Raw genomic sequence first — 22,031 nt, 5'->3', positions numbered from 1 at the left:
ATTGTTCTGGTACGTTTTTTAAACATTTAACTGTTTTTTTTAACGTAGGTGAATTTTTTGTTTTTTTTCTATATGATGTGGCCCGGGTGTTGCAGTGTGTTGCCCATCAATATGGTTACCCGTATGAATTTTTTCATATCCATGGGTGGCGCAAATATTTATAAAGGGAAAACAATGTCTATATTTAAGCGAAAGCGTACCAATTCATCTAATAGTACTAGCAAAGCAAAGGTGCTTTCTGATAATGTTATTGAAAGTGAAGTGAATTTAAGAGCAGTTTCAGGCGCTCGTGGTAGTGGTATATACCCTAAACCACCTTATGGGGGCTAGCTGCCACAAGGCTAATGGCATACGATTATTTCGGATTAAGTATAGGAGCCCTTGTTATTTGGGGCTTCGTTATGGCGAGTTTAATGAACATATCTTTTTATGTTCTTGCCATTAATAAAAATTTACAAGCGCTTTGTTGCTCCGTTATTCTGGCAGTATCTTATGGTGTAAGTGACCTTTCTTTATCTACTCAGTTTCAACCCAGTGATTTTGGTATTTTACTCGCTTACGACGTTTTCACGATTGTCGGCATGTTAATTGCGCGGCAAATATTCTTTAAACGCGAAGTCGTTCAACCTGTCATTGTCTACTGCTGTATTGGGCTTTCAATTAACTCGGCACTTTTTTTAGCGATGTTTATCGATTCATACATGTTAGGAAATTACAAGCCTTGGGCGCTGTGGTATTTCTACTCAACTACCGTAAATGTTATAGATTTAATAATGGTGGGCGTTGTTATTCTTAACCGAGATTTACTGGGTATTTTACTGGTATCGAAAAAACTCTGGCGAGCAAAGCAAGCTTAACATTTGGGCTGTGTGGACACAGCCCAAATAACTTTAGAATTGATATTCCCAACTAAACGAAAGTGCGTTTTGGGTGTCATTTAGCTGTGGTGTTTTATCTTTCCAAATACTGAAACTGGCTTTCATTAGCCCACTTAATACTCCCTGCTGATAACCAACTTCAATAAAAGTTCGATCTAACTGCAAGGCTTCAAATTCGGAACGTTTCAACTTGATAAAACCGCCCACGCCATTGGTTTGAAAGTAATCAGCTGAGACTGTTAAGCTTTTTGCTTGAGGACCAATAGATGCTCCCAGCCACTGGCCCTTTTCACGATAATCGGAGCCATTACCCGGTGTTTCAAAGTGGCACTGAAAACTACTTGATTGTGCATTACAGTCTGTCACAGTATCGCTATATTCAATAAATGCTTTGGTTCGGCTATCTTCCTGTGCCCAGTAGCTTTCAATACCGAGCGTAAACATGGGCTGATCTGGCAGTGCGCCTGACTCATTGTCACCTGTATACTCACCGTATACTGCGAATGGATGAACGCCAATCAGTGTCGAGTATTTAAAATCAATACTCGTGATGCGTTGCTTTTTGCTCTCTTCACCGTTGTTTGGTGTTAAATAGACGAAGTCGCTACCAGTGGTCGCAAATCCGAGCTCTAATCCTGGTAGCGGAGAAGCTGAAAAGCGTGCGCCCCAGAAGTCGCCTTCTTGCTCATGGGGCTGTTGTTTGGCAATAATTGCCGTGATTTGCCAAGGGCCTATAAATGATAAGAAGTTTGGACCACTATAGTTTGTGTTGGCTCTACTCAGTCTAACTGCTTTCATTGGTGAGGCGTTATTCGATAGAAGCAGCGCTGTTTCGTTACCTGGCCCCCACCAATAGTCAAGTCGCTCCGCGCTTAACGCCCAGTCGCCTAAAAGCACGGCCACATGACTACCATGGTGGTTAATGTATTTGCCATCCAAAGCATCATCAGCGTAATTAACCTGAACTCGAGCACTCACAATGTCACTGGTTAACTCACCAAAGCTCTGAATACCTGATTTTGCACGGGTATTTTCGCCTAAACCAGAGCGCGTGCTCGGTGCTTTGTGGTAATGGGCTTTTATACCTGAGCGAGTAGTTCGTTTATCGATGCTTAGGGCATGCCTCAAATGGCTGACAGCAAATGCAGTTTGTTCCGACAGTTTTGTTGAATCGATATTACTCAGATCTTCAGCAATGCCTTGCCAAAATAAAGGGTACTGGTTAACGGGACGGTTAATCAGGCCATGACTGACCAGTAAATCAATAGAGTGTTTGGTGCTGCTATCTTGCGCTGTAATCCAAGGGCTCGCTTCTATATGAAGAGAAATTGCGCATAGGCAAACTGCAGAAATACGCCTTAACTTCATTTGTGTAGTTTCTCCATGAGTGCATTTGCAACAATAGGATCAACAAACTCACTGACATCACCATGGTGCAAGGCAACTTCTTTTACCAGTGTGGATGAAATAAACGAGTTACGCTCTGAGGGTGTTAAAAATACACTCTCCAGTTGAGGGTAAAGTCGGCGGTTCATATTGGCTAGCTGAAATTCGTAGTCGAAGTCAGATACTGCGCGTATACCTCTTATCAGTACGTTCGCATTTTGTGCTTTGGCAAGGTCAACTAACAGCCCTGAAAACCCAATTACTTTGACATTCGGTATGTCGCCAAGTACCTGCTCAGCAAGTTCTACACGCTCATCTAAAGTAAAACAAGGCTTCTTTGATGGGTTGTGTGCTATGGCAAGCAATACCGTATCAAACATTTTGGCAGCTCGCTTGATAAGATCTGAATGCCCGTTAGTTAGTGGGTCGAATGTACCTGGATAAAGAGCTATTACTTTCATTGGATTGTTGCAACGCAAAAAATTTTTGCTATGTTAGCAAGCTTCTTAAGCAAATTCACTGGTCTGCTTTCAAATTTGCTCATTTAACCTTGCATATGTTTAGTGCTATTTTCTGATAACCAAGTGGGCGAGTGACCCAACAAAATTCAATTAAGCGTGTAAAGAGAGTTGGATATGAATACCAAGGAAAAAATAATTCGTACGAGCATTGCACTGTTCAATCTAAATGGTGAACGAGCAATTACGACTAATCATATTGCTTCAAACATGGGGATAAGCCCTGGCAACTTGTATTATCACTTCAAAAATAAAGAAGACATTATTCGTCATATTTTTTCCCTTTACAGTGAGCATTTAAGAACTCACTTTAAACCTTTGAGTATCGAACATGAGCCTTTGGAGCAGCTAACACAATATTTAGACTCTCTATTTGAGCTAATGTGGCGCTACCATTTCTTTTATGACAATCTGACCGATATCTTAGCGCGTGATAAGGCGCTAAAAAGTGACTACATAGAATTTCAGGCCCATTTGTTTGAACAGGTCAAAGCGGTTGTGATTGGCTTACGCGATGCGGGTGTGATTGATATTGAAGATACAGATACCGATGAGCTCGCTCACATGCTAAAAATGGTAGTAAGTTTCTGGACACCCTATGTTAAGGCACGCAGAATGACAGGGGTGCTGGAACAAAAAGATATTTACAATGGCATCGTGAAAGTGTTGATGCTATTCAAGCCATATGCCACGGATTTAAGTAGAGAAAAAATTGCTCAACTGAGGGATTACTACCAAGAGCAAGCAGACACAACGTTACCTAGTATCGCCTAACACGCATTTTTATGATGCTAGAGGCTGTTCATCTCCCTACAGTCTCTAGTTGTTTATGGTTCACAAAGTTGCCAATTCAATTGTTTATTTCCTAGTCTTTAATAAGTTTGTTATAATCCCGCGCCTTAAAATGATTGGACGTTTAATACGTTTGTAGTTTCACACCAAAGAGTGACTTCTTATGCTTAAATTTATCGTCAAGCTGCACCCTGAAATTGTTATCAAAAGCAAATCGGTGCGAAAGCGTTTTACAAAAATTTTGGAAAAAAATATCAAGTTGCTGCTCGGTCGTGTAGACGAAGCTATAACGGTTAAGAACAACTGGGATAATATTACGGTTGTCAGTAAGTTGAGTGATGAAAATACTCGCTTAGCCCTAATCGATGGTCTCAAACGTGTGCCGGGTATTGTGCTGTTTTTAGAGGTGCAAGAAGAGCAATTTGAAACATTAGACGATATTTTCCAGCATACATTACCATTGGTAAAAACGCAGATTGAAAACAAAACCTTTTGTGTCAGAGTGAAACGCCAAGGTAATCATGATTTTACCTCTAGCGATGTAGAGCGATATGTCGGTGGAGGTCTGAACCAAAATGTAGAATCTGCAAGCGTCAAGCTGAGCAAGCCTCAAGAAACAGTTAAAATTGAGATTAAAGACCAATTTGCTTATATCGTCAGAAGCCAGCACCGAGGTTTGGGCGGTTTCCCACTACCTACGCAAGAAGATGTTTTATCTTTGGTTTCAGGTGGTTTTGACTCTGGTGTTGCCACCTATCAAATGATCAGAAAGGGTGCGCGTACGCACTTTTTATTCTTTAACCTTGGCGGTGCAGCTCATGAAATTGGCGTGAAGCAAGTCAGTCATTACTTATGGAAACAATACAGTTCAACACACCGCGTTAAATTCATTACGGTTGATTTTGAACCAGTTGTCGCTGAGATTTTAGAAAATGTAGAAAACAGCCAGATGGGTGTGGTTCTTAAACGTATGATGATGCGTGCGGGCAGTGCAGTAGCCAATAAACTTGGTATACAAGCACTGGTTACTGGTGAGAGTATTGGTCAGGTATCAAGTCAAACACTGGCTAACCTAAGCGTGATTGATAGAGTGACAGAAACGCTAATTTTAAGACCACTTATTCAACATGATAAAGAAGAAATTATTCGCATTGCCAGAGACATCGGTACTTGTGAAATGGCTGAAGCCATGCCTGAATATTGTGGTGTAATATCTAAGAAACCAACTGTTAAAGCTGTTTTGAAAAAAATTGAAGCAGAAGAAACCAAGTTTGATTTTGATGTATTAGATACTGTAGTAAAGAATGCCACGATAAAAGATATTCGAGATATTGAAGAAGAGGCAAAAGAAGAAGTCAAAGAAGCAGAAAATGTTTCTGAGCTGCCGGAGAATGCAGTTGTAGTAGATATTCGCTCGCCTGAAGAAGAGGATGCAGATCCCCTTGAGCTTGAAGGTGTAGAAGTTGTCCATTTACCGTTCTTCCGCCTAGCGACCAAGTTTGGTGATCTACCTCAGGATAAGGATTACTACTTGTACTGTAGTAAAGGAGTTATGAGTCAGCTGCAAGCTTTAATATTGCACGAAAATGGCTTCACAAAAGTGAAAGTATACAGACCATAAAAGAGCGGGCTTAAGCCCGCTCTTTTTGTTTAACTAGTTGCCAAAGGCGTTCATTTTCTGGGGCTGAGACACCATGCTTGGCCGCTTGTTTTACGATAAACCCACAAATCGCATCCACCTCTGTGCGGCGTCGGTGTTTTATATCCTGCGCCATAGAAGAATTATTTTTTGCTGTGAGCTTCATGACATTGTAAGCTCGCTCCAACTCTGCTGAAAGCTTCAAATTTACACCTTCAAGCCACGCAATATGACATGCTTCATTTAACAGGGCTAAGATTTGACGTGCATGTGTAGGCGTTCGGAGTTTGCCATTTTTACATTGATGCAAAGCACTGAGAGGGTTGATAGCAATATTTACACATAGCTTTTGCCAACGAACCTCTGACATATTGGGTACCAATTCCAGAGGATGAATGCAGGGCTTTAGTAGTTCATCAAACACGCTTTGTTGGCGCTGCTTAGCAACGAAGTTGTACGCGCCAAATTGCGTGAGGCCTGCTCCCGTATGTTTAACTGTATTGGCATCGGGTTTCATACCTCCCATAGAGGTCGTTAAGAAAAAGAGTGCTTGGTCCGGCTTTAAGTGCTGTGCCACTTCTGTTAAATCACTCATACCATTGTGGCTTATGATTATATTGGCGTTGTCGCTTAAATGCGGGCTGATTTCGCGCATTGCTTGGCTAAGTTGGTAGGCTTTAACCGGTATTAAGCAGTTGGTTATACCGCTCTTTTGAGAAGCCAACGTAGTACGTCTTGCTGGCACTTGCTTGGTGAAGCCATTCTCAATGATGTGAAAAGGTGCTGACGTGGGCGTGCGCGTGATTAATGTCACAGCGTTGTGTTGCGCAAGACGGTTTGCAAATAAGAGACCTACGGCACCTTTTCCTAATATGTGAATATCGTTCACTATGTCTTGCCTGCTTAACTGCTTTTACGAGCTTGATATTTACGCATTAACCACAGAAGTACAAAGTAACTTAGTGCCCCTAATACATCGGCGATAAAGTCTCCCATTGAAGCTTGACGGTAAGGTATAGTGGATTGCATCCATTCAATACATGCTCCATAGCTTGTTAGTAACACCATATGAAACCAAGGTTTAAACTTAAATGCGTGGTATGAGAAAAAAGCAAGCATAAAGAAGACAGCAAAATGTGCCAATTTATCCAAATGCGTTATTCGAATACTCTGAACTTGAACCTCTCTAGCAAACAGATAAGTAAAGGCTATCAAAAATAATAGTAATAGTGTTTGATATACTCGTCTTGTCACAAGCACTCCAACTTCAACTTGATGGAAGCCCAGTATAACATTGAAAACTGAAAAGTGGATTAACGTAAAAGCTTAATATAACGCCTTCTAAATGTACTGCTGACTGTTCACGTCACCTTATAAATTGGCTGCTAAATAAAACGGTATCTTATTACTTGATTGCGTTGTTATAATTCAAGGCAAATTTGTTTTGAGGAGAGAGCAATGCCTTCTTTTGATATTGTATCTGAAATAGAAATGACGGAAGCGAAAAATACAGTTGATAACGCAAATAGAGAATTAGAGACGCGTTATGACTTTCGTGGTGTAGAAGCTTCTATTGAGTTAAAAGATGAAGTGATCCAACTGAAGTCTGAATCTGAACAGCAAGTAATGCAGCTATTTGACATGGTTGTTGGTAAAGCAGCAAAGCGTGGCCTAGATGTTGGTAGCTTTGAATTAAAAGATGTTGAGCGCAGTGGTAAAACGTTTGCACGTAAGGTGGCACTGAAGCAGGGCATTGATAAAGACATGGCTAAAAAAGTTGTGAAACTGATCAAAGACTCGAAGTTGAAAGTACAAGCGGCTATTCAAGGTGAAGAAGTACGCGTTACAGGCAAAAAGCGTGACGATTTACAGGAAGTTATGCAGTTAATTCGTACTGCTGAGTTAGGTCAACCTTTCCAGTTTAAAAACTTCAGAGACTAATCTTTGATCTCGCTAGGGTTTCAGGCCTAAATTTTGGGCTGGAACTCTAGACGTCCGTTGACATCCCCCCTAAAGATCTCCGACAATATGCGCTGATTTTCGAGGTGCCAAATGCTGCGGCAATTTGGATAATCGGGAAGTTGGTGCGCAAGTAAGCAATCCCAACGCTGCCCCCGCAACGGTAAAGCTATTTTGAAATAGTTGAGCCCGGAGACCGGCCTTGAATTTGACTCAATTGATTAACTTTGTGCGGTGGGCATAAAGTAGGGGAAACCATGTTTAAAAAATCTGCTCTAAGCCTTGCTGTACTAGCTGCGGCTTCTTTTAACGCATCTGCAAATCAAGATATTGAACGCATTACCGTCACAGCGAACAAGTTTGAACAGCCAATAGAAAATACGCTGGCCAGTGTATCCGTTATCGATCGCGTCCAGATCGAAAAACTCAATATTCGCGATATTCCTTCTTTGTTGAACACCTTGCCCGGCGTTGACGTAGTGAGAAATGGTGGCTTTGGTCAAACTACCAGTGTTTTTGTACGTGGAGCCTCAATAAAACATACGCTTGTACTCGTTGATGGTGTGCGTGTCAGTGATTCAAATTCGGGAAATGTGTCTTTTACTAATATCCCTGTAAATAGTATTGAACGCATTGAGGTAGTGAAAGGTGCACGTGCAGCAATCTATGGTTCAGATGCTGTGTCTGGGGTTATCAACATTATTACGCGTGAGGCGCAAGTAAATGAAATTGCACTCACTTCAGGCAGTAATAATTATGTTGAGGTGCAGGCTGCGGGTCGAGTTAAAGCGGGCAAATTACGTTTGAGCTATAACCTTGGTTACCAAGAAACTGATGGATACGATGTCATTGAAAAAGATCCAAGTTTACCTAGAGGGAAAAACCACGATAGAGATGGCTATGAAAACCAAAATATCGGGTTTAACTTGGGTTATGACTTTGAAGAGTTTGGCGAGTTAACAGCCTTAGCGCAGTATAGTGAAGGTAATGCCGAATATGATAGCTCTTGGGGCAATGACGAGTATGAGTTTGAGAACTACACAGCTAAAATTGCTTGGCAAAAACGTTCTCAGGACTTAACACAGGATGCCTCTGTGAGTGTTTCTCAGGAAGAAAACACCCAATTTGGTAATACGGATCCGAGTATCTATAGCACCGAGCGTGAGGAGTTTGAATATCGTGCACGTTATAGAATCCGTGAGTCATTGCAAGGTGTTGCAGGGGTTTCGCATTTAAGCGAAGACGTCTCTAAATCGACAGCGAAGTTTACTCAGTCAGATCGTGATAACACGGCCATTTTCGCCGGGGCGTTTTACGATGACAGCAAGTGGCTTGCGAATATAGCCGTGCGCTCTGATGATTACGACTATCATGGTCGTGCTAATACTTATACAACTAGCTTTGGTGTTAAGCCACACAAGAATGTTGCATTTAGATTCAATCATGGCACCGCATTTCGCGCACCTACATTAAACAATGCATTTGTGGCTGATAGCCCTTGGTATGAACCGAATATCGATATTAAACCAGAAGAAGCTGAAAACAACGAACTAGGCTTAACAGTTACTTCTACATGGGGTCGCTACGATGTCGCAATTTTTGAAAACCGTATCACTAACTTAATCTCTAATAAGCTAGACCCAGATACGAGTAAATATGTCGCTTACAATGTTGATAAAGCAACCATGAAAGGCGTAGAGCTAAGCGCACAATTTGATGCGTTTGGTTTCAATCACTCTGCTAACCTGACGTTGTTAGATGCAAAAGACAATTCGACCAATGTGTCAAAAGACTTACCGCGACGCCCTTCTAAAGCGTTCAATTACACGTTGACGAAGCAATGGGAAAACCTCGATGTTAATTTAACAATGCTCTACCGCTCAGATAGACCATCTATTGATTTCTATAGTACTAAGTTGAGCGCATACACGTTATTTAATTTATCAGCAAACTACCAGTTGTTAGACGGTATTGAATTAAATGCCCGTGTAGAGAACCTAACTGATAAAGAGAACTTTACTGCTGGAGCTGGTTTTACGAGTGATAACAGCCGTTTACTTGGCTATAAGCCACTAGGCCGTCAAGTTTATGTGGGTGCGAAAGTAGAGTTTTAAAAGGCAAAGGAGCTAGTGTTGGCTAGCTCCTACTTTTAAAGAATTAAAGTAAATAATCTGAAAAGCGTTGTTCAAATTTGGCAATTTTGGGGGCAATCATTATGCTGCAATAACCTTGATTTGGGTTTTCATTGAAGTAATCCTGGTGGTATCGCTCAGCATCGTAAAATGGACCAATGGCACTAATTTCAGTGACTATTGGCTCTGAATAGTTCCCCTTAAGTTCTGTAATTATTTGCTCTGCTTGCGCTTTTTGTTCGTCACAATGATAAAAGATGACACTCCGATACTGGGTGCCCACATCATTGCCTTGACGGTTCAACTGTGTCGGGTCATGTAGTGCAAAGAACATAGACAAGAGCGTTTCAAACGACACTTCATTGGAGTCAAATTCCAACTGCACCACTTCAGCGTGGCCTGTCATACCGGTACAAATGTCTTTATAAGTTGGTTCTAATGTTTCTCCACCACTGTATCCCGAAGTAACTTGGTGGATCCCTCTGACTTTACGAAAAGCGGCATCAATACACCAAAAACAACCTCCACCAAAAGTGGCCAACTGTGTCTTACTCATCGTTTTGCTCCCTCATTGTGATCTAGGATTGGATGGGCACTATGCTGCGAATCAAGCGCTGCAGCGGTATGCTCGGGAGAGCGAGTGCGCCTTGCTAATATGCTATAAGCAGTTGGGATTACAAACAAGGTTAAGATAGTTGCAAGGCTTACGCCAGCAAAAATAACCACACCGATAACCATTCTGCTTTCCGAGCCGGGTCCTGTCGCAAGTACGAGTGGGATTGCACTCATTACGGTAGTCAATGAAGTCATGATAATAGGCCTTAATCGTTGAGATGCAGCTTCGACAATTGCCTGCTCAAATGAAACCCCTTTGTCACGCAGCTGATTGGCAAATTCAACGATTAAAATACCATTTTTAGCACTCAATCCGATCAGCATAACAATACCGATTTGGCTGTATATATTGAGTGAGCTATCACTAAAATAGAGACCAAGCATCGCACCAATCAGACCAAGTGGCACTGTAAGCATAATCACAAATGGATGCACGAAACTTTCAAACTGTGCAGCAAGGACCAAGAATGTGACCACTAAAGCCAAAATAAAGACGTAGGTCATCGCCGAAGCCCCTTCGTAAAAGAGTTGAGATTCCCCTTTATAATCAATGGCACCGTCCGTAAAGTTTTCCTCATCGGCGACTTGATTCAAAAAGTTCAAGGCTTGTTCGAGGGTATATCCATCAGCTAAGTTTGCGGTGATGGTAATTGAGCGCATACGATTATAGCGGTTCAAGCGAGCTGAAGTGGCTTCTTCTTTAATGGCAATGAGGCTATCCAGTGGTATCAACTGACCAGTGCGTGATGAGACGAAGACATCGTTAATATCTGTTGGGGCAGTAAAGTCTGCTTTGGTGCCCTTAAGGATGACGTCATACTCTTCTCCTCTATCAATAAAAGTTGTCACTCGTCTTTGACCAAGCATGGTCTCCAACGTACGACCAATATCGTCAGTAGAAACTCCCATATCCGCTGCTTTGAGTTTGTCTATGCTGATGAGAAATTGCGGAAAAGTCTCTTTAAAATCATGATCTAAACGTACTAACCCTGGATTGTTGCGAGCGCGTTCAAATATTCTATCTCGCCACTGAGCCAGTTCTTGATAGTCATTCCCTTGGATCACGAACTCAACAGGTCGCGATGAACCGCCACCCCCAATACCTCGGCGCATTATCGCAAAAGCACGGACATCAGTGACTTGTTGCATTTTTCCACTGATTTCGGACATTACCTGCCAAGTTGAGCGTTTTCGTTCATCCCAATCTGGCATACCGACAATGGCAACGCCGCCCATATTACCCCAACCCGGCACGCGTATAAGTACTCTGCTAAGTTCTTTGTTTTCTACGTAAGGCATTAAGTGTTGTTCAATTTGTGCCATATTTTGAGCGTTATTCTCATAACTTGCACCCTCTGGACCACTCATCATAATAAAAAAGGTTCCGCGGTCTTCTTTTGGTGTGAGTTCGGACGGGATTTTATTGAACAACCCATAACTTGCTAATGCAGTTAGTGACAAGATAAGCAGCAGCGAAATTTTGCTGTGTATATTACGTGTTAAAACGTTTTTATAAGCCTCTTCAAGACGTCCAAATTGGCAATTCATCCAGTTTGAAAAACGTCCTTCTTTGCGATCTTGCTTTAGTACTTTTGAACACAGTGCAGGGGACAAAGTCAAAGCCGTGATACTAGAGAAAATAACCGCTGCACTCACCGCGAGTGCAAATTCAGTAAATAATGCACCAATTCGTCCATCCATAAAGACCAACGGGACAAATACAGATACTAACACGAGGGTTGTAGCAATAATGGCGAAGCCAACCTCTCGAGCACCTCTAAATGCTGCGAGTAGTCTTGGTTCTCCTTGTTCAATTCGACGGTGAATGTTCTCTAACATCACGATGGCATCATCTACGACTAAACCAATGGCCAATACTAAGGCAAGCAGGGTTAGCAAGTTGATAGAGTAATCCATGGCCAATAAGAACATAAAGGTTGCAACAAGCGCTACAGGTACCGTTACCGCCGGAACTAGGGTTGCACGTACATTGCCTAAAAAGATAAAGATAATAAGCACCACCAGTCCCATAGCAATTGCGAGGGTACGGTATACTTCAGTAATCGACTCACGAATAAATATCGAAGAGTCATAGCTGTCTTGTATTAGAGTACCTTCCGGTAGATTACGTTTAATCGAAACCAGTTCAGTTTTAACATTGTCAACGACATCTAATGTATTGGCTTTGGCTTGCTTAACAATGCCTAGACCAATCATGTTGATCCCATTGCCTCTAAAGGTACTCTCATCATCTTGTGCTTCTAATGAGACTTTAGCAACTTCCCCCAGTTTTACTTGATAGCCACTTTCTCCGCGCTTGATAACAAGATTTTGAAAATCTTCTTGGGTAGTGTAACCACGCGCAATACGCACAGCAAAATCCCGATCTTGAGATTCAATTTCACCGGCGGGCAGTTCAACATTTTCGCGACGTAGGACATTTTCAATATCTGAGCTGGTGACACCTCTTGCAGCCATCGCTTGTCTATCAAGCCAAATCTTCATGGCATATTTGCGCTCACCCCCAATAATCACACGAGATACCCCATCTACAACGGCTAAGCGGTCGACAATGTAGCGCTGGGCATAATCGGACAACTGTAAGGTATCCATAGAAGTACTGTTCAAAACAAACCACGCAATCGCATTTTCATCGTCGCTTGATTTTGATACTTCAGGTGGACGTACTTGCTCGGGTAGCCTGTCTAAAGCACGAGAAACTCGCTCCCGCACATCATTGGCTGCAGCATCAATATCTCTGTCTATATTGAACTCTATCGTAATATTTGAACGGCCATTACGACTGGAAGAGTTAATGCTTTTAATGCCTTCAATACCGGAAATTCGGTTCTCTAAAACTTGGGTGATTTTTGCTTCAACAACTGCAGCTGAAGCACCTGTATAGTCAGTGCTGACATTAACGATTGGAGTCTCAATATCGGGATATTCACGCAATGGCAACATTGTAAAAGCGACAATACCAAAAGTGAGTAACAGTAAATTGATCACGATGGCAAAAACCGGTCGCTTGACGGCTGTATCGGTTATCTTCACGGTTTACCCCTTTACAGTAACTTGGCTGCCATTGCGTACTTTAGTGGTCCCTTCAGTGACGACTAACTGCCCAGCTTGCAAACCTTCTATCGCAACCCAGCCTTTAAAACGGGTAAGCAGAGTGACTTGTTGCTGTTTTACCTTATTATCCTCAACGACGTAAACGTAGTGTCTGTCCTGTCTTGGAATAATACTTTTTTCTGGTAACATTACGGCATTAAGTTGGTGTAGTTGCACTGCGGCATTTAGCAGCATACCTGGGCGTAATTTTAAATCTTTATTTTCGAAGCTCGCTGTGACTTGGATACTTCGAGTCGACTCGTCAATTCGTGGGTCAATGTGAGAGATCTGGCCAGTAAAGTTGGTACCTTGATAGGCGTCACTAGTGACGGAGGTTTGCATTCCTATCGCGATTCTTGCGACGTACTTCTCTGGTAATTGGAAGTCGACTTTAATGGTGCTGATATCATCCAATGTGGTTAGTGGCGTATTGTCATTAACATAGCTGCCGACAGAGATTAAGCGCTTGCCGAGAATACCATCAAATGGGGCATAGACCTCCATTTCAGCAAGTTTTAATTTGGTGGTTTGTAATTGTGTTGTCAGTGTATCTACGGTGGAGCGCTGCGCATCCAGTTGAGAACGTGCAGTTGATTGAGTTTTAGCCAGCTCGGTTAATCGCAAGAGTTGCCTTTGTTGCTCCTTGAGGTTAATCGTCAACTCTTTGACAGCGAGTAACTCTTGTTGGTTTTGTAACTGCGCGAGTTTTTGGCCGCGAGAGACGGTTTGACCATCACGAAATAGAATTTCACTGATGTAGTCGCTATGTGAACTGGTAATGTCAATAGCTTGGTTTGCACGTGCAGAGCCAATTGCATTGACGGTAATAGCACGATTTTGGGTCGTGGCTTCATATACGGCAACTTGCACCGAACGGGCTGCACGCTGCTCGTTGCCCCCTTGTGAGCTAGGAAAATAGAGATAGCCGCACAATGCGATTAGCATTAAAATGAAGGTAGGAAAAAGGGCTTTGCCCGACTGGTTTGCACGCATAAATTAATCTCACTATTTGTAGATGATTAGTGTACAAAAATTCCAGTATGAGAAAATCGCGGATATCCTGTATATTTGTGTATTAAACGAAAATCTAACAGAGATTTTCACTGTGTACCTAAAAGGTTACTGAAATGAGTAAAGCAAAACCCTGCAAAAGGTGCATGCAGCTGCGTAAATTATTAGTGTGGTTAGTTGCCATGCTGATATTTTATTGGTGGTTTTACTATGCATAAAGTGTCATTGCGTGCACAGGCAAATCGTCACAGCATTGAATTCATGCTTGCGGGAGCCATATGTTTAGCAATTGTAATGGTGTTTGTAACACTCAGATCAACACCTCCAACCATATTGGAATTGGCATTTGCAGCTGCGGCTATCTGTTCGATATTACTCGGATTTTTAAAAAGTCAGCAGCCATTTTTTAGTATCGAATTGAGTACAGAGGCCCTTCATTATGTTCACAAATATGGTGTAATGCGAGTCTCAAACAGTAACTTTCACTCGAGTGGGGTTCCTTTTGTAACTCAAGGAGTTGAAAACCTTGAGTTAAATGCTGTAGGTATTAAACTAAACAGTATTGATGAGTTTTTGGCAGAATTAACCCCCCGTTTGGCTGGGAAACTGCTAATTGAACAGCGGCATATTTTTTTACAAGCTGTTAAAATACATTGCGAAAATGGCAATTGTCCATCAGAATGGCTTATTGAAGAGACCAGTTATCAGTCGCCTGCAGGGCGTAACTACAGCGGTTTAATGGCGATGTTTGCAAATAGGATGCAAAACTTAAAAACCGTGACTGGCTATGATTTAATTTTGCCAGCGAATGTGTTGGACAGGGATATTTGGCAATTTGCTAACATTTTAAACCACTGGAAATCAAATCCAGAAAAGGTGGTAAAAGACTTGCATGATCAAGTCGCCACCGCTAAGTGAAGTAACAGGATATATACATGAGCTTCGATAGAGCCTTTATTAAAAGTGGTCGTAATACCATAATCCATAAAGATAAAAAGCTCGATTTAGTGATCGTCAATGGGGAAACTCACCCCAAGATTAAGGTAACCGCAACGGGTTTAATTCCGTTTAAAGAGGATTTGCCAAGAAATCGACGGGAAGCTAAAGAGCGCTATTTAGAGGTGGTGCAAATATCAAGTGCCGATGTTTTCAGCGAAGTTAAAAGGTTGCTCTTTATACAATCATTAGATGGTAGAGAATATAAAGTTGATTACAGCAAAGTTGGTACTAAGTTGTTTGTTCGAATTCACCAAGATAGCTACCTCTAACATGACATGGAGGTGGTCAGTTAGGAGTTGTAATGCTAAAAAAGTCGCTCGTATTAATCGCCGTTAGTAGCATACTAAGCGGTTGTGGCGGATCTGGAGGATCGTCAGATCAAGAAGTAGTAGGTGCCAGCATAAATGCTGGACAAGACGTCACAGTAATAGAGAAAAATGATTTTACACTCAAGGCTGTAGCCTCTCCATCAGGCGGTACTTTTAATTGGCAAATTGTGTCAGGGCCTTCAATTGATAGCTTTCCACAAACTGGTGAAGAGCTAACTGTTACTGCGCCTGACGTCAAAGCAAATAGCGTTGCAGTGCTGAAGGTCGATTACTTGACGCCTTCAGGAGAACTTGTAAGTGATACTTTAAACGTTAATATCACTTCAAATAACCAGCTACCTGTTGCGGTTATCACGCAAACAGGCCCAGATACTCAGCCTTCGAAGTATTTAGATACTGTGGTTTTATCCGCGGCGGATTCGTCAGATCCTGATGCCAATGGCCAAGTTGTTGGTTATAAGTGGCAACAGATTTCGGGACCCAGCACAATCAAAGTCGACGACACAAGTGCGGTAACTTTGAGCTTTGTGCACCCATTATTAGCTGAAAATCAAACGGCTATTTGGCGCCTCACCATCACTGATGATGAAGGTGGAAGCACTTCAACGGACGCCAGTGTCGCGCTAGCAAAAAATGCCCAAGTGGTATTGGCAAATGCGGGCACAGACCAGCAGGTGTTGGAGTTTGATGATGTCACCTTAGACGCAACAAGCAGTGTCACTGTAGATGGTCAATATAACTGCAAATGGGAGCAGACCAGTGCAGGGTCAACCATTGCCCTAGCAGACTCAACAGAGTGTAAGACCACATTTCAGGCTCCCAATATTACGGATGTAATTTCAGCAACTTTCAAAGTGACAGTAACTGATTCCGCCAATCGCACGGGGGAAGATGAGGTTAAAGTTACTATTTCTAAAAAGCCTCTAAGTAACCTCAATGATACCGGCGCAGGGCTTTGCTTTAACAATAGCGAGTCAATTACTTGCGGAAACGATGACTTTCCAGGCCAAGATGCTGATCTTGGCAGGGACAGTGTTTCGCAATTAATTGCCAAAGAAGGTAAGGGCAACTTAGCTTTTGATTTCACTAAGTTAGATGCGGATGGTAAAGAACTCAGTAATGACGCCACGACGTTTAGTTGTGTTCGAGATAACATTACCGGTTTAGTCTGGGAAGTCAAAGAAGCGACAGCAGGCACCTTACCAAATACGTCTATTCGAAATGCGCAAAACCATTATACATGGGCGGTGACAGACCCGGATGATATGGATGATTTAATCCATAGTAATACGGTAATGCCTAATCCTGTTCCGTGTCCTCATTCAGATCACTGTGGTATAAAAAATTTAATTAGTTCAGTGAATTCTCAAGCGGGAGACCCATACTGTGGCGGACGGACTTGGCGGCTTCCAAGTTACTCAGAGTTGATGAGCATTGTAGATTTTGGGCGACAAGGTGCACACGTTTTAGACCCTGAGTTTTTCCCTAATATGCCTGATGTCTCATTGCTGAATCATCTGCACTTTTGGACCATCCAAACCTATGTAGGGGGAACAGAAGGCATTGACGCAAATCTTACGAGTGCCTATGTGGTTGATATGGCAACTGGCAACACCGTTCATGAGTCGAAAGGTAACACGGCATATGTAAGGCTTGTACGAGGAGATGAAGATGCGAACTAAACTAACGGTATTGAGTTTATTGTTTAGTGCGTCAGCACTATCTCAAGAGTGTGCAATTGAAACATCAGTATCCTATACAACGCCAGAGTCGCGCTTTGTAGTGAATAACGACGGAACTGTATGTGACAAGAAAACCGATATTATGTGGCAGCGTTGCACATTTGGGTTCGTGTATAATGCCAGTACCGAAACGTGTGATAATGCTGAGCAAAAGTTAAATTGGCAAGAAGCGCTTTCTGCAGCCAAAAATAGCCGAGTAGCCAACTTTGAAGATTGGCAGCTACCCAATGTGAAGGAGTTGTCTTCGATTGTTGAACGCAGTTGCGAAGATCCTGCTATTAATGAAACTATTTTCTTGGGCAATCACAGCGGTAACTACTGGAGTAGTACAACCAATATCCAAGACCCCAGCCGGGCATGGACATATCAATTCCAAGATGGCTTAAATGATAGCTCAAGTAGCAAAACGTCAGATGCGTTTGTTCGTTTAATGCGATATACGGCATGCCAGTAAGTAAAAAATAAGTTTGGTTAAAAATTAAAATTTGCTACCCTCATAGTATCGAATTTGGGGGTAGTATGAGTTTGTCCATATCAAAAGTTAAGTCGCTGTTATTCAGTTTGCTGATTGCTACATCAATGCACGTTTCTGCAGATGAAAAGTGTGATGTTGAATTAGGACATGGCTTGATTATTACTGACTCAGTTATTCGCATTCTCGACAATGGTCAAACACGGGTTCAGATCAACAACGACAATCAGCTGTTGGTGAGAGGGCGTTGGGTCAAGCTCGATGACCAAGAGACCTTAGTTCTGCAAGAGTATGCAAAAGGTATTCGAGATACAGTGCCTGAACTAGTTAACTTAGCAACAGATGGGGTTAACCTTGGATTGAGTGCCATAGAGCAGGTCGTGGAAGGCATGTCTGATAACAATCCAGAAGTGCTAAAAACTCAGCTTCAGTATGTCGAACGAGCGCTCATGGACAAGTTTAAGCGTGGTGAAGACTTTTATTTTATAGCCCCTCAATCACTATCCAAAATTGATGATTTCTTTACTAAAGAGATTAGTGGAAAAATCCATTCCGCTGTTCACGGCTCGCTTGGTGCAATATTAGTCTCCGTTGGAGATGCTTTTAAATCCAGAGAAGGCAACATTGAGAGTCGCTTTTCGGATATGGGGCAACGAATGGAGATAATCTCAAAAGAAATAGATAAGTCATTGCAACAAAAAGCGTATCAGCTTGAAGAAAAGGCGAATGAGTACTGTGAGTGTTTGAACTCGTTAGATAACACTGAAAAGCGACTACAGGATATCGTACCTAGTTTGGCGGCCTTTGACTTAGTACAGATCCGCTCTTAGCCTTCAAGCTTATAAACGCGTTCAGCATTACCCTTACTCAGCTTTTGCCATGCGTTTGGTGCGACGTGCATAACTAAATCATAATAATATCGCCACTGTTGCACAAAGCTACGTTCAATCAGGCAGACAGGGTGGTTGGATGCAAGCATCACTCTATCTTCCCCAAATGCATCCAGCAATACTCTGAGTTGCTCCTTTAAACACATAGGGGCTTTGAGTAGTTCATGACCTGAAAATTTAATCATACAATTATCAAGCTCAGCCAATGATTTGACCGCATATTGCCAAGGTTGATCTGCTTCCATAAAGCCAGCATGATTGATCACCAAAGTTGCGTTAGGCAAAGCACGATAAATATGCACTAACCTGTCTACCACGTCGTGATGGGTAAACTCAAACTGTGCCTCAAAATGTACACCGCGTTGAGTGAGCAATTGAATGTTATCGATAACACTCTCTGCCAGCAGACGTTTGGCGTCACTGCCTTCGGTGATATCTCTTATTGCAATTAGACTTGGGTGTGAAAGGTCATCTAACTTGCTACGAAAATCAATGTGACTGGCATCTATAGACGTGTACGCAACGGCTTTGTAAGAGAGGTTAGATAAAACTTCATTGAGCCAGTTCAATTCGCGAATAGGGCGTTCGTTATCGAACCCTGCCTCTACGTGAATACAGCCATGTAACTTTATTTCGGGATCATCAAACAGGTGCTCAGGAAGATGGTTTTGGCGAATTTTTTCAATATTCGGCCAATTAGGTGGGTTTTCTTTTAACCAACTATACTGACCTTTTAGTAAATCAAAAAAATGTAGGTGAGGGTCGATAATATTCATTAGCGTGCTGTATAACCACCGTCAATTGTTTGCAGGCTGCCAGTGATAAAAGCAGCGTCATCGCTGATTAAAAATGCGACTAATGCGGCTACTTCTCTGGGTTGGCCCAATCTGCCTAGTGGTTGCAAAGCAGCTTCTTCTGCGACAATGAGATCTTTATCCGCACCACTTTTTTCACAGTAATTATCAATGGCGTTGTGAAATAAAGGCGTTTCAATGGTACCTGGGCAAACAGCGTTAGCACGAATATTATGCGCCGCGTAATCCAATGCTGTAGTTTTTGCCATTGAGGCTAGAGCATGTTTAGTCAGGTTATAGGCGAATGAATTTGGTTTGCCAACGTGTGCCTGATCAGAAGAAATTAACACTATCTTACCATCTTGCTGTTGCTTCATGGCTGGTAAAACTGCCTGAACGGCTGCATATGCACCTTTCACATTGAGCGCGAACAATGCATCTAGCGTCGCTTCATCGGTGTTTTCGATTGTAGCACTCAGATGTTTTCCTGCATTAGAAACAAGCACATCCACACGGCCAGTTTCGGATACGATGTTTTGAATAACTTCTTTTACTTGCGCAACATGACTGACATCACAGTAGTGATATTCACCAAGGTCGCTAGGATTGATGTCTAAATTAAAGACACGATAATCTTGGTTTAGCAGCTTCTCAACAATGGCTTTACCAATGCCGAAGCTGCCACCGGTTATGATGGCAACTGGTTGCATAAGGATCCTTTAGTGACTGTGGCCACAGCCACCAGCACCGTGAACGTGGCCATGAGATAATTCTTCAGTAGTTGCTTCACGCACGCTGATGACTTCAACATCAAAGGTTAATGTTTTACCTGCAAATGGGTGGTTAAGGTCACAGTCCGCGTTAAAGCGGCCTACTTTTACGATAGTGACTTGGTGTCTACCTTGGTTTGACTCGACGATTGCACTCATACCAGGCTTCCATACTTTGTTATTTCCAAGGCCTTGTAAGTGCTTGATAGGAATACGCTGAACCAAGCCTTCTTGGTATTCACCATAGCTATCTTTAGGCTCCAGTGTAACCGAGAATTTGTCACCTGCAGCTTTGCCTTCTAATGCTTGTTCAAGGCCCGGTAACATGCCTTCTTGCCCATGTAGGTAACTGAGTGGCTCACCATTGGTACTTGACTCAATCTGTTCAGTCCCTTCGCTAAGCGTGTAGTGAAACTCTACCGCCGTGTCTTTTGCTATTTGCATATCTGCTCTTATTTATGTCTCTATCATGTGAACCTGTATTCTACGTCAGAGCTTGTCATTGGGGCAAGTTGGGGACCGCAGATCTCGGTACTTCTGAGGCATTCACTGCATTTTCTAACTTATCTAAGTATGAGGGAGCGTTTGTTGGCCGTTTGGGTTTTGCTTCCTGTTTTGCGGGAAGGTGTAAAATCAATACATTGCCGGGTGATAAAATACTGGCAGCTTGTAGGTTATTCCAGTCCAGTAAGTCTTTAAGTGGTACTTGGTAGTGTTGGCTAAGATCCCAGAGAGAATCTCCTGAGACGATTGTATGATGGTGTTCAATCGTAGCTTGTTTGACTGGGGCCTGCTGTTGTAAATAAGGACTGATCTTATAATCCACTGTTAATGAGCGATCGATATTTGGCTGGTTTATAAGTAAGCGCTCGCCGACTCTAATTAGGTTACTTTTTTTGTCATTTAATTGCTTTATTTTTTCAACTGACGTTGAGAAACGCCTTGCAATACCATAGAGGGTATCATTTTGTACGACAGTATAATTCAGGCTAAATTGGTCGCGATAAAAAGCGCTTTTCATCAGTGCTTTTTCAGTGAGTGGCACGAGCACTTTGTGTGGTCCATTGGTTGGACTTTGGTGTCTTAAATAGCCTGGGTTTAGCTCATGGAGCCGTTGCTTGTTGATCTCAAGGAGACTCGCGAGAATGCCAAAGCTAAACTCTTGACCCACATCTAAAATCGTTGTGCTTGCCTGATTGATGAGATTGGGTCTTTTAAATCCGGTGTCAGGGTGCTGCAGCAAATAACTCAGTGCTAATAACTTAGGTACGTAGTCAGATGTTTCTTTTGGCAACTTCAAATACCAATAGTGGGTGCTTTTTCGTTGCTTACGATTCTTTTTAATGGCACTTTTGACTCGCCCTTCACCTGAATTGTAGGCAGCAATAGCATGCAGCCAATTTCCATTAAACGTTTTATGAAGATATTTTAAGTACGCTAAAGCTGCATCGGTTGCAGCCAAAACATCTTTTCTGCCGTCATACCAATCGTTGCTTTGCAGGCCAAAGTGATAAGCTGTTGCGTCGACCAATTGCCAAGCCCCTACAGCTTGCTGTTTTGAGACCGCATGAGGTCGAAAGTCGCTTTCGACAAAGGGCAGTAGAGCAAGCTCCAGTGGCAATTTTTGTTGTTCTACCTTTTTAACGATGTGGTAAAGATAAGGGGCTGCACGCTCGTTGACTTTGAGCAAGTAGTCTGGTTGAGCCAAATACCAATCGATACGCTTTTTCAGCCTTGGGTGAGGTGAAATCTCAAAGCGTAAATTAAACGCAATGTGTTGCCATAAATCTTGCTCAATATAAGGCTTAAGCGCTTCTGGCTTTTTCTCCTGAATGGATGGCAGCAAAGGCTTAGGGGCATTAGGAGCAGGCACTTCAACTAAAAGCGCATTAAGCACTTCTTGTTTGGTTGCAGTATGGGTTTGTGTTTGCATACACCCAGCCAATACAACCGTTAGTGAGAAACAGATAAAGGCTGTCAAAGCGTGGTTT

At 42.4% G+C, this 22,031-nt stretch carries 22 protein-coding genes and 1 riboswitch; of the genes, 11 read left to right on the top strand and 11 right to left on the bottom strand.

Features of this window, described 5'->3' with window-relative positions:
- The first annotated feature begins 174 nt into the window (after window positions 1–174).
- Together N475_RS07670 and N475_RS07665 are read left to right on the top strand one after the other, a co-directional pair.
- Entirely contained in the window at window positions 175–330 is a 156-nt protein-coding gene (locus tag N475_RS07670; protein ID WP_155730967.1) for a hypothetical protein, read from the top strand.
- A gap of 83 nt (window positions 331–413) precedes the next feature.
- The gene (locus tag N475_RS07665; RefSeq protein ID WP_155730968.1) at window positions 414–857 is read left to right on the top strand and encodes a hypothetical protein; all 444 of its coding nucleotides are present in this window, start codon (window positions 414–416) and stop codon (window positions 855–857) included.
- 33 nt (window positions 858–890) lie between these two features.
- Here N475_RS07665 and N475_RS07660 read toward each other — a convergent pair whose 3' ends face one another.
- Both N475_RS07660 and coaD read right to left on the bottom strand, forming a co-directional pair.
- Window positions 891–2,246 carry a capsule assembly Wzi family protein gene (locus tag N475_RS07660; RefSeq protein ID WP_063358673.1) on the bottom strand — a complete coding sequence of 452 codons (1,356 nt, stop codon included), beginning with the start codon at window positions 2,244–2,246 and terminating at the stop codon, window positions 891–893.
- Window positions 2,243–2,725 carry a pantetheine-phosphate adenylyltransferase gene (gene coaD, locus N475_RS07655; protein ID WP_063358674.1) on the bottom strand — a complete coding sequence of 161 codons (483 nt, stop codon included), beginning with the start codon at window positions 2,723–2,725 and terminating at the stop codon, window positions 2,243–2,245. Before coaD ends, N475_RS07660 begins: the two co-directional genes overlap by 4 nt.
- A gap of 174 nt (window positions 2,726–2,899) precedes the next feature.
- On the opposite strand from coaD, the gene N475_RS07650 reads away from it, so the two are divergent.
- Complete coding sequence (locus N475_RS07650) at window positions 2,900–3,556, top strand: TetR/AcrR family transcriptional regulator (protein ID WP_063358675.1); 657 nt, start codon at window positions 2,900–2,902, stop codon at window positions 3,554–3,556.
- A gap of 181 nt (window positions 3,557–3,737) precedes the next feature.
- Entirely contained in the window at window positions 3,738–5,195 is a 1,458-nt protein-coding gene (gene thiI / locus N475_RS07645) for a tRNA uracil 4-sulfurtransferase ThiI (protein ID WP_063358676.1), read from the top strand.
- Window positions 5,196–5,205: 10 nt separating this feature from the next.
- Here the strand turns inward: thiI and N475_RS07640 are convergent, their stop codons facing one another.
- Window positions 5,206–6,102: a ketopantoate reductase family protein gene (locus N475_RS07640; protein ID WP_063364986.1), complete on the bottom strand. Its 897-nt coding sequence runs from the start codon at window positions 6,100–6,102 to the stop codon at window positions 5,206–5,208.
- 14 nt (window positions 6,103–6,116) lie between these two features.
- Window positions 6,117–6,467 carry a VanZ family protein gene (locus N475_RS07635; protein ID WP_063358678.1) on the bottom strand — a complete coding sequence of 117 codons (351 nt, stop codon included), beginning with the start codon at window positions 6,465–6,467 and terminating at the stop codon, window positions 6,117–6,119.
- 204 nt (window positions 6,468–6,671) lie between these two features.
- Between N475_RS07635 and N475_RS07630 the strand changes: the two genes are divergently transcribed.
- Window positions 6,672–7,154 carry a YajQ family cyclic di-GMP-binding protein gene (locus tag N475_RS07630; RefSeq protein WP_063358679.1) on the top strand — a complete coding sequence of 161 codons (483 nt, stop codon included), beginning with the start codon at window positions 6,672–6,674 and terminating at the stop codon, window positions 7,152–7,154.
- 85 nt (window positions 7,155–7,239) lie between these two features.
- Window positions 7,240–7,391: riboswitch (cobalamin riboswitch) on the top strand.
- 38 nt (window positions 7,392–7,429) lie between these two features.
- The gene (locus tag N475_RS07625) at window positions 7,430–9,286 is read left to right on the top strand and encodes a TonB-dependent receptor domain-containing protein (protein WP_063358680.1); all 1,857 of its coding nucleotides are present in this window, start codon (window positions 7,430–7,432) and stop codon (window positions 9,284–9,286) included.
- 43 nt (window positions 9,287–9,329) lie between these two features.
- Here N475_RS07625 and msrA read toward each other — a convergent pair whose 3' ends face one another.
- The 3 genes from msrA to N475_RS07610 are packed head-to-tail and all read right to left on the bottom strand — an operon-like array spanning window position 9,330 to window position 14,026.
- The gene (gene msrA, locus N475_RS07620) at window positions 9,330–9,860 is read right to left on the bottom strand and encodes a peptide-methionine (S)-S-oxide reductase MsrA (RefSeq protein WP_063358681.1); all 531 of its coding nucleotides are present in this window, start codon (window positions 9,858–9,860) and stop codon (window positions 9,330–9,332) included.
- The gene (locus N475_RS07615) at window positions 9,857–12,973 is read right to left on the bottom strand and encodes an efflux RND transporter permease subunit (protein WP_063358682.1); all 3,117 of its coding nucleotides are present in this window, start codon (window positions 12,971–12,973) and stop codon (window positions 9,857–9,859) included. The genes msrA and N475_RS07615 overlap by 4 nt, the downstream gene beginning before the upstream one ends.
- Before the next feature lie 3 nt (window positions 12,974–12,976).
- Entirely contained in the window at window positions 12,977–14,026 is a 1,050-nt protein-coding gene (locus N475_RS07610) for an efflux RND transporter periplasmic adaptor subunit (protein WP_063364985.1), read from the bottom strand.
- 228 nt (window positions 14,027–14,254) lie between these two features.
- On the opposite strand from N475_RS07610, the gene N475_RS07605 reads away from it, so the two are divergent.
- From N475_RS07605 to N475_RS07585, 5 genes are all read left to right on the top strand, one after another.
- The gene (locus tag N475_RS07605; RefSeq protein WP_063364984.1) at window positions 14,255–14,962 is read left to right on the top strand and encodes a DUF2982 domain-containing protein; all 708 of its coding nucleotides are present in this window, start codon (window positions 14,255–14,257) and stop codon (window positions 14,960–14,962) included.
- Window positions 14,963–14,979: 17 nt separating this feature from the next.
- On the top strand, window positions 14,980–15,312 hold the full coding sequence (locus N475_RS07600) for a hypothetical protein (protein WP_063358685.1): 333 nt from the start codon (window positions 14,980–14,982) through the stop codon (window positions 15,310–15,312).
- Window positions 15,313–15,344: 32 nt separating this feature from the next.
- Entirely contained in the window at window positions 15,345–17,054 is a 1,710-nt protein-coding gene (locus N475_RS07595; protein ID WP_063364983.1) for an Lcl C-terminal domain-containing protein, read from the top strand.
- Window positions 17,044–17,568 (top strand): Lcl C-terminal domain-containing protein, encoded by a 525-nt coding sequence (locus N475_RS07590; RefSeq protein ID WP_081216043.1) that lies wholly within the window; start codon window positions 17,044–17,046, stop codon window positions 17,566–17,568. Before N475_RS07595 ends, N475_RS07590 begins: the two co-directional genes overlap by 11 nt.
- Window positions 17,569–17,693: 125 nt before the next feature.
- The gene (locus N475_RS07585) at window positions 17,694–18,416 is read left to right on the top strand and encodes a YggN family protein (protein ID WP_405127429.1); all 723 of its coding nucleotides are present in this window, start codon (window positions 17,694–17,696) and stop codon (window positions 18,414–18,416) included.
- Here the strand turns inward: N475_RS07585 and N475_RS07580 are convergent.
- Genes N475_RS07580 through N475_RS07565 form a run of 4 tightly spaced genes read right to left on the bottom strand, consistent with a single transcriptional unit; the run spans window position 18,413 to window position 21,973 of the window.
- Entirely contained in the window at window positions 18,413–19,252 is an 840-nt protein-coding gene (locus N475_RS07580) for an amidohydrolase family protein (protein ID WP_063358688.1), read from the bottom strand. The two genes, N475_RS07585 and N475_RS07580, sit on opposite strands and share 4 nt — an antisense overlap.
- The gene (locus tag N475_RS07575; protein WP_063364982.1) at window positions 19,252–19,980 is read right to left on the bottom strand and encodes an SDR family NAD(P)-dependent oxidoreductase; all 729 of its coding nucleotides are present in this window, start codon (window positions 19,978–19,980) and stop codon (window positions 19,252–19,254) included. Before N475_RS07575 ends, N475_RS07580 begins: the two co-directional genes overlap by 1 nt.
- 9 nt (window positions 19,981–19,989) lie before the next feature.
- A complete protein-coding gene (locus N475_RS07570) occupies window positions 19,990–20,484 on the bottom strand; it encodes an FKBP-type peptidyl-prolyl cis-trans isomerase (protein ID WP_063358690.1) in 495 nt (164 codons plus the stop codon).
- Between the two features lie 55 nt (window positions 20,485–20,539).
- Window positions 20,540–21,973, bottom strand: coding sequence for a transglycosylase SLT domain-containing protein (locus tag N475_RS07565; protein WP_081216046.1), 1,434 nt, complete (start codon window positions 21,971–21,973; stop codon window positions 20,540–20,542).
- Window positions 21,974–22,031 lie beyond the last annotated feature (58 nt).

The sequence above is a fragment of the Pseudoalteromonas luteoviolacea DSM 6061 genome, from assembly GCF_001625655.1.
Taxonomy (GTDB): domain Bacteria; phylum Pseudomonadota; class Gammaproteobacteria; order Enterobacterales; family Alteromonadaceae; genus Pseudoalteromonas; species Pseudoalteromonas luteoviolacea.
The sequence above is the reverse complement of the archived record's forward strand: the minus strand, read 5'-3'. Positions and strand labels throughout refer to the sequence as shown.

Coding starts and splice junctions, on each gene's coding strand:
- N475_RS07670 (WP_155730967.1), top strand. CDS start 175: ATGTCTATATTTAAGCGAAAGCGTACCAATTCATCTAATAGTACTAGC.
- N475_RS07665 (WP_155730968.1), top strand. CDS start 414: ATGAACATATCTTTTTATGTTCTTGCCATTAATAAAAATTTACAAGCG.
- N475_RS07660 (WP_063358673.1), bottom strand. CDS start 2,246: ATGAAGTTAAGGCGTATTTCTGCAGTTTGCCTATGCGCAATTTCTCTT.
- coaD (WP_063358674.1), bottom strand. CDS start 2,725: ATGAAAGTAATAGCTCTTTATCCAGGTACATTCGACCCACTAACTAAC.
- N475_RS07650 (WP_063358675.1), top strand. CDS start 2,900: ATGAATACCAAGGAAAAAATAATTCGTACGAGCATTGCACTGTTCAAT.
- thiI (WP_063358676.1), top strand. CDS start 3,738: ATGCTTAAATTTATCGTCAAGCTGCACCCTGAAATTGTTATCAAAAGC.
- N475_RS07630 (WP_063358679.1), top strand. CDS start 6,672: ATGCCTTCTTTTGATATTGTATCTGAAATAGAAATGACGGAAGCGAAA.
- N475_RS07625 (WP_063358680.1), top strand. CDS start 7,430: ATGTTTAAAAAATCTGCTCTAAGCCTTGCTGTACTAGCTGCGGCTTCT.
- msrA (WP_063358681.1), bottom strand. CDS start 9,860: ATGAGTAAGACACAGTTGGCCACTTTTGGTGGAGGTTGTTTTTGGTGT.
- N475_RS07610 (WP_063364985.1), bottom strand. CDS start 14,026: ATGCGTGCAAACCAGTCGGGCAAAGCCCTTTTTCCTACCTTCATTTTA.
- N475_RS07605 (WP_063364984.1), top strand. CDS start 14,255: ATGCATAAAGTGTCATTGCGTGCACAGGCAAATCGTCACAGCATTGAA.
- N475_RS07600 (WP_063358685.1), top strand. CDS start 14,980: ATGAGCTTCGATAGAGCCTTTATTAAAAGTGGTCGTAATACCATAATC.
- N475_RS07595 (WP_063364983.1), top strand. CDS start 15,345: ATGCTAAAAAAGTCGCTCGTATTAATCGCCGTTAGTAGCATACTAAGC.
- N475_RS07590 (WP_081216043.1), top strand. CDS start 17,044: ATGCGAACTAAACTAACGGTATTGAGTTTATTGTTTAGTGCGTCAGCA.
- N475_RS07585 (WP_405127429.1), top strand. CDS start 17,694: ATGCACGTTTCTGCAGATGAAAAGTGTGATGTTGAATTAGGACATGGC.
- N475_RS07580 (WP_063358688.1), bottom strand. CDS start 19,252: ATGAATATTATCGACCCTCACCTACATTTTTTTGATTTACTAAAAGGT.
- N475_RS07575 (WP_063364982.1), bottom strand. CDS start 19,980: ATGCAACCAGTTGCCATCATAACCGGTGGCAGCTTCGGCATTGGTAAA.
- N475_RS07570 (WP_063358690.1), bottom strand. CDS start 20,484: ATGCAAATAGCAAAAGACACGGCGGTAGAGTTTCACTACACGCTTAGC.
- N475_RS07565 (WP_081216046.1), bottom strand. CDS start 21,973: ATGCAAACACAAACCCATACTGCAACCAAACAAGAAGTGCTTAATGCG.